Here is a 5,145-nt window from a genome sequence, read left to right on the forward strand (position 1 = left end):
CCGTGATGGTGAAGATAAAGCCGAAGCAGCCGCTACCGCTGTGGCTGCGACTGCCCGCAGTACGGTAGCGGAGGGTGAAGCACTGGTGATGCGTTACATTGGTGGAGGTGCCACCAGTGCCGGGCGCTGGCTGGCGGCACCCAATCCGGTAACGGTTGGGTTAATGGGGCTGTTTTATTCACCGGAGTTGAATCAGGGCGAGGAGGATTACTTAAATCAGTATCAACTCAGGCAAATAGCCGAACAGTTCGGTAAGGCTCCGACTCGTGTACGTTTCCGCTGGATCAGAGATGAAAAAAGCGGCAGGATGACAGTTCAGGGGTATCACGTCAGCCCGGAAAATGGGCTGGATAGAGTGCCGGTTCATGTGATGAGATTGAACCGGACTACGGGGAATTACGAGTTCTGGGAGCCGGGAGAGAATAGGCCAACGATTTTATGGACGCCGAACGAGCAGGAGTTTAAGGTTCCAGCGCATACCGGGAATGAAGAACGACCGTTTATTCCGTCGCAAATAACCGTGTTGCCTATCCCGGATAAAGTGGGCAGCGATATTGAATCGTTGCCGATGCCGGAAGAGAAGGATTTCCGGGATTATATTCTGGTACTTCCTATTCCGAATATGCCGCCGGTGTATGTGTATTTGAGTAAGCCGCCGGTGAAATTGTTTGAAGTGGATTTGTATAGAAACTTTGCGGGCAGGCTAAGAAATGGAACACATGCGGATCATATGCCTTCGGCTGCTGCGGTTAAGGCAAGGTTAAAAGCGTTATATCCTAAATTATTACCTTCCGAATTAAATTCTGATTCTAAAAATGTATCTGCAATTATTATTCCGGAAGAAGTACATCAAAAACTCAGTCAAACTTATGGAGGGCGAAATTCGTCAGAACAGATTGAAAGAGATTCGCAAGATTTACGTGCGGCATTAGATAGGAACTTTGATGCTATAAAACCGAGCTTGAAAAGATATGGTGCAACAGAAGTACAGCTTGAAAATGCTCGCCAGAGGATGCATAAAATAAACGAGGAACAAGGGTTGTATAAATGACAGTCAATGTAGAGGTACTAATAAACAATCTAGGAAGAACTTATCAGGAAATTTTTAATGAAGGGTTAATTCCTTATAAAACCAAACCTACAGGGTTTGCTGGAGATCCTGATATATCTTTAAATATGGCTAAAGAAGGTGTTTACTTATCCTTTAGAAGGGTTAATAAAGTTTTATTTGCTATAGAGCTTACTTTAATTGACGAGAAGAAACCACAATACCGGTTTCCAAATGAGCTACCTTCACCATTAGTTCCGATGATGTCTCGGCAATGGGTTCATGAGCATTTTGGAAATCCTGAAAAATCACTTCCTCCACAGAAAATATTAAAGAGAGATACTGGCTGGACAGAGTTATATACACTACTAGATTTTCGTCTTCCAACTAGTATGCAAATTAATTACGATTTACTAGAATGTGTTAAAGTAGTAGCATTCTTACCCACATCAGAAGTACGTTGGTAGTCAATAATAAACATGGGAGATTTTTTAAGAGCCAATTCGTTTGCGAGCAGTTTGCGAGCAGCTTGGAAATCCAAATCGCAGATGAATTGGTTTCACCAATAACAGGGGTTATACAAATAATGGCGGTTAATGTTGAAGCGCTAATTAATAGCTTAGGTAGAACCTACCAAGATATTTATGATGAGGAATTAATTCCTTATGAAATCGGCGTATAAAAATGCACGCCAATAAAAGGAAAAATTAGGATGAATTTAAAAAATAAATTGGAAGATTATACTGAAGCTGAATTCTTATCCCTATTGAATAAAATATGGGCTGTGGATGTTTCAGAGGAAGAACATGATAATTTAATAGATCATTTTGAAAAACTTTCAGAACACCCAAACGGAAATGGACTGATTTTTTACCCATCGTCTGGTCAAGATGATTCTCCTGAAGGAATAGTGAAGCAAATTAAAGAATGGCGAGCTAAAAACGGAAAACCCGACTTTAAAAAATAACAGGGATTCCGGTAAAAAGAGGAAAAGAATTTCTACGATTATATTTAGATAATTTTCGTGTTAAAGGGGAAGGCAGGGAATATAACCTTCGCTTAATCAAGAACAGGGGTTATACAAATAATGACGATTAATATTAATGTACTAATTAATCACTTGGGGAAAACCGCAGAGAAACTAATTGAAAAACAGATTATTCCAGATAATAGGTTTGAATATTTCTTTGAAGGAGATGATGCGTTTTTTTGTAAACCAGAGCCCGGTCTGAGGTTAACTTTTCATAATGTTTCAAGGAGACTGTGTTCAGTGGAGTTTGTATTAATCAATGTTTATACCTAATAGATTTCGAGTTGCATCGCGACGGCAAGGGAGCGAATCCCCGGGAGCATAGAGAACTATGTGACCGGGGTGAGTGAGTGCAGCCAACAAAGAGGCAGCTTGAAAGATAACGGGTATATGATAATAATGATTCATATAATGGTGATATGCCTCCTCCATTTTTAAAATCAATGGATAAAACAACCGTTAGAACACTCATGGGGGAACCTGATTCCAGCGGTGGTCCTAAAAAGGTTCCGGTAATAGGGCTTATGGGTGGGTTTGATGCTTATACACGTAAATTAAGTGAACAATACCCTAATACAAACATTCATTTCTCATATTTAACTGATTTTAGAGTGGATGTATTAGCGTTTGAGTTAGTTATATAATTGTCGTTGGAGAAAAATTTTCTGGAATATTTTTTCAAATTTTCTATTTTTATTGGATAGCGGTTAATAAACCGTTATCCGTGTTTATATACTAGAGGTCGGATATGAATAAAGAGGTTATATAAATAATGACGATAAATGTGGAGGCATTAATCAATAGCCTAGGAAAATCTTATCAGGAAATTTTTGATGAAGGTCTTATTCCTTACAAGAGTAAGCCTAGAGGAGACTCTGGTGATGATTATGTGTCGTTAGATATGCAGAAAGAGGGGGTATTTCTAGCTTTCGATCGGGCTAGTAAGAAATTGACACATGTCACTCTGACATTGATCGATGAAGAACGGCCCCGTTATGTTTACCCAAATCAATTGCCACCTCCTCTGATTAATTCAATGACACGTGAATGGATTAAGGAGCATTTGGGGCCAGCAATTAAGTCCTTTCCACCATGCAAGGTGTTTAACCGTCAATATGGCTGGAAAGACCTCTACCTTTACAATGTACCTGAATCTGAGGAAAGTATTTATATACAATTATCCTATGATTTGTTTGAGCAGGTTGAGACAATAACTTTCCTTCGTGCTGAAAATGTTACGTGGTAGAGATATCTTAAAAACGGAATGAGCAGAGGAAGAATTAATTCTATTTTAGAAATACGATTTGGAGTCATTTTTCCAGTTTCCTGCTTTGATAGGGTAGAGGCTTACAAACCACTACCCATGTTTAACATCGAAGTTTTATTCTATTGCATACCAGATTTTGGTTATAAAATAATGGAAATCAACATTAAAGAGTTAATTGATAACTTGGTGCAGACAGCAGAGCAACTAATTGAAAAACAACTTATCCCGACAGAGAAATTTGAATATCTGTTTGAAGGAGATGATGAATTTCTCTGTATACCAGAAGATGGATTAACGTTAGTTTTTGAAGATAAATCAAGGTCGTTAATCTCAGTCGGTATTACTCTAATTGCATCTGGGCCAAGGATGAGGATTTATAGAGGTGAAATGCCACCCCCATTTTTGTCTGAAATGGATAAGACAAAGGTTAAATCTGTGTTAGGAGAACCATCAAAGACAAAGGGGGCTGTTAAATTGCCAGTTATTGGAATGGTTGGAGGATGGGATACTTATATTGACCAAATGAGCGATCAGTACCCAAATACACGAATAATTTTTGCGTATTCTACAGATCAGAGGGTGAGTAATGTAACTTTTAAGAAAATTTGAGTGAAGTGTAATTTCTAATTATTTGTCTTGGATAAAGTGGGTAGTGATATTGAATTGTTACCTATGCCGGAAGAAAAGGATTTCCGCGATTATATTTAGCTAATTTACGTGTTAGAGGAGGGCGGAGAATATAACTTTAGCTTAGTCGAGAACAGGGGTTATACAAATAATGGTGGTTAATGTTTAAGTGTTAATAAATAGTCTAAGAAAATCTTATTAGGAGATTTTTTATTAAAGAGCAATCTCTTAATTATTTTTCTTGGATAAAGGGTGTTAATTACTACTATTTAATCTATTTACGACAAAGTTTACTCCAGATTGAGAACGTTAATAAAATCATTTCATTTTGGAAAATGTATTTTATGATTAAACAACTCATGTTCTTATTTTTCTTTTTCCTAAAATGGATATAAGCATTAATAGAGTAAATTTTTGTTTTTTATTTTTCACTGATAATTTTATAATTAGCTGGTTTCAAATTGTTTTAGAAGCCATGATGTTAATCCTTGGTTTTAATCTGGAAAAAGTTTTAACCACTTTTAACGCCTGCTTTTTATCAAGTTTAATCATCATGGCATATCGTGTTTTTACGTTTAATGAATGTTAATCATAGCCGATTTTAGCTTTACTGATGCTGTTTTACCGGCAATCCTGAATAGTTTTAATAAGGCATCTGTTTTATGTTTTACGGATAATCAACCCTTTTTTCAGGGCTTAAATCTTACCAGATTAACCGTTTTATCCATTTTTTTATTTCGTTATTTTTAGGGTTTCCTTCATAAAATAGTAGCGAGAAAGCGTTTAAGTACCAGTCTGTTCGGTTTCACAATGATTACTTTTTAACTCTTTATTAATGGTTAATGGGCTTCGATTAAATACAGCTAACTATCTTTGTGAAAACTGCATTACCTTTAAAACTCGGCCCCACAAAGGAAAAGGCTTTAAAAGTTGCATTGATTGCAAATTGAGTATTACAGCCATATTTCCCTTTTCAACAGAAGAGCTCCGATAGTTTTGTGGGCTGTCCACGTTCACTATTCATTCAAAAGAATGGCTTGTAACAATAACTTCAATTGTATCTTGCTTATTCCCCTTTTACTGGTTCTTATGTTAATCATGTGTTTTTAACTTGTTATAAAATATAAGTTATTACATGCATCTGAGGCGATAAAATCAGCCACTTTCGGAATA

7 protein-coding genes and 1 pseudogene are annotated in these 5,145 nt (G+C 37.0%); all 8 read left to right on the forward strand.

Annotation, left to right across the window (positions count from 1 at the left end):
- Positions 1-1,051, forward strand: a 1,051-nt coding sequence (locus tag KZ793_RS22135) for an S-type pyocin domain-containing protein (RefSeq protein WP_225817238.1), incomplete at its 5' end; no start/stop codon positions are given.
- Entirely contained in the window at positions 1,048-1,515 is a 468-nt protein-coding gene (locus KZ793_RS22140; protein WP_088371353.1) for a DUF6392 family protein, read from the forward strand. The genes KZ793_RS22135 and KZ793_RS22140, both read left to right, overlap by 4 nt.
- Before the next feature lie 119 nt (positions 1,516-1,634).
- Positions 1,635-1,718, forward strand: a pseudogene (locus KZ793_RS22145) (DUF6392 family protein); the annotation flags it as partial.
- A gap of 42 nt (positions 1,719-1,760) precedes the next feature.
- Positions 1,761-2,015 carry a bacteriocin immunity protein gene (locus KZ793_RS22150; RefSeq protein ID WP_225817239.1) on the forward strand — a complete coding sequence of 85 codons (255 nt, stop codon included), beginning with the start codon at positions 1,761-1,763 and terminating at the stop codon, positions 2,013-2,015.
- 120 nt (positions 2,016-2,135) lie between these two features.
- Complete coding sequence (locus KZ793_RS23035) at positions 2,136-2,351, forward strand: DUF6392 family protein (protein WP_397443656.1); 216 nt, start codon at positions 2,136-2,138, stop codon at positions 2,349-2,351.
- 197 nt (positions 2,352-2,548) lie between these two features.
- Positions 2,549-2,722, forward strand: a complete 174-nt coding sequence (locus KZ793_RS22155) for a hypothetical protein (protein ID WP_225817240.1) — start codon at positions 2,549-2,551, stop codon at positions 2,720-2,722.
- A gap of 128 nt (positions 2,723-2,850) precedes the next feature.
- Positions 2,851-3,324 (forward strand): DUF6392 family protein, encoded by a 474-nt coding sequence (locus tag KZ793_RS22160; protein WP_225817241.1) that lies wholly within the window; start codon positions 2,851-2,853, stop codon positions 3,322-3,324.
- 18 nt (positions 3,325-3,342) lie between these two features.
- Positions 3,343-3,954: a DUF6392 family protein gene (locus KZ793_RS22165; protein ID WP_225817242.1), complete on the forward strand. Its 612-nt coding sequence runs from the start codon at positions 3,343-3,345 to the stop codon at positions 3,952-3,954.
- Positions 3,955-5,145 lie beyond the last annotated feature (1,191 nt).

It is taken from the genome of Photorhabdus antumapuensis, assembly GCF_020387775.1.
GTDB lineage: Bacteria > Pseudomonadota > Gammaproteobacteria > Enterobacterales > Enterobacteriaceae > Photorhabdus > Photorhabdus antumapuensis.

Bases quoted from the DNA above. Each gene is read 5' to 3' on its own strand.
- KZ793_RS22140 (WP_088371353.1), top strand. From the start codon at position 1,048: ATGACAGTCAATGTAGAGGTACTAATAAACAATCTAGGAAGAACTTAT.
- KZ793_RS22150 (WP_225817239.1), top strand. From the start codon at position 1,761: ATGAATTTAAAAAATAAATTGGAAGATTATACTGAAGCTGAATTCTTA.
- KZ793_RS23035 (WP_397443656.1), top strand. From the start codon at position 2,136: ATGACGATTAATATTAATGTACTAATTAATCACTTGGGGAAAACCGCA.
- KZ793_RS22155 (WP_225817240.1), top strand. From the start codon at position 2,549: ATGGGGGAACCTGATTCCAGCGGTGGTCCTAAAAAGGTTCCGGTAATA.
- KZ793_RS22160 (WP_225817241.1), top strand. From the start codon at position 2,851: ATGACGATAAATGTGGAGGCATTAATCAATAGCCTAGGAAAATCTTAT.
- KZ793_RS22165 (WP_225817242.1), top strand. From the start codon at position 3,343: ATGAGCAGAGGAAGAATTAATTCTATTTTAGAAATACGATTTGGAGTC.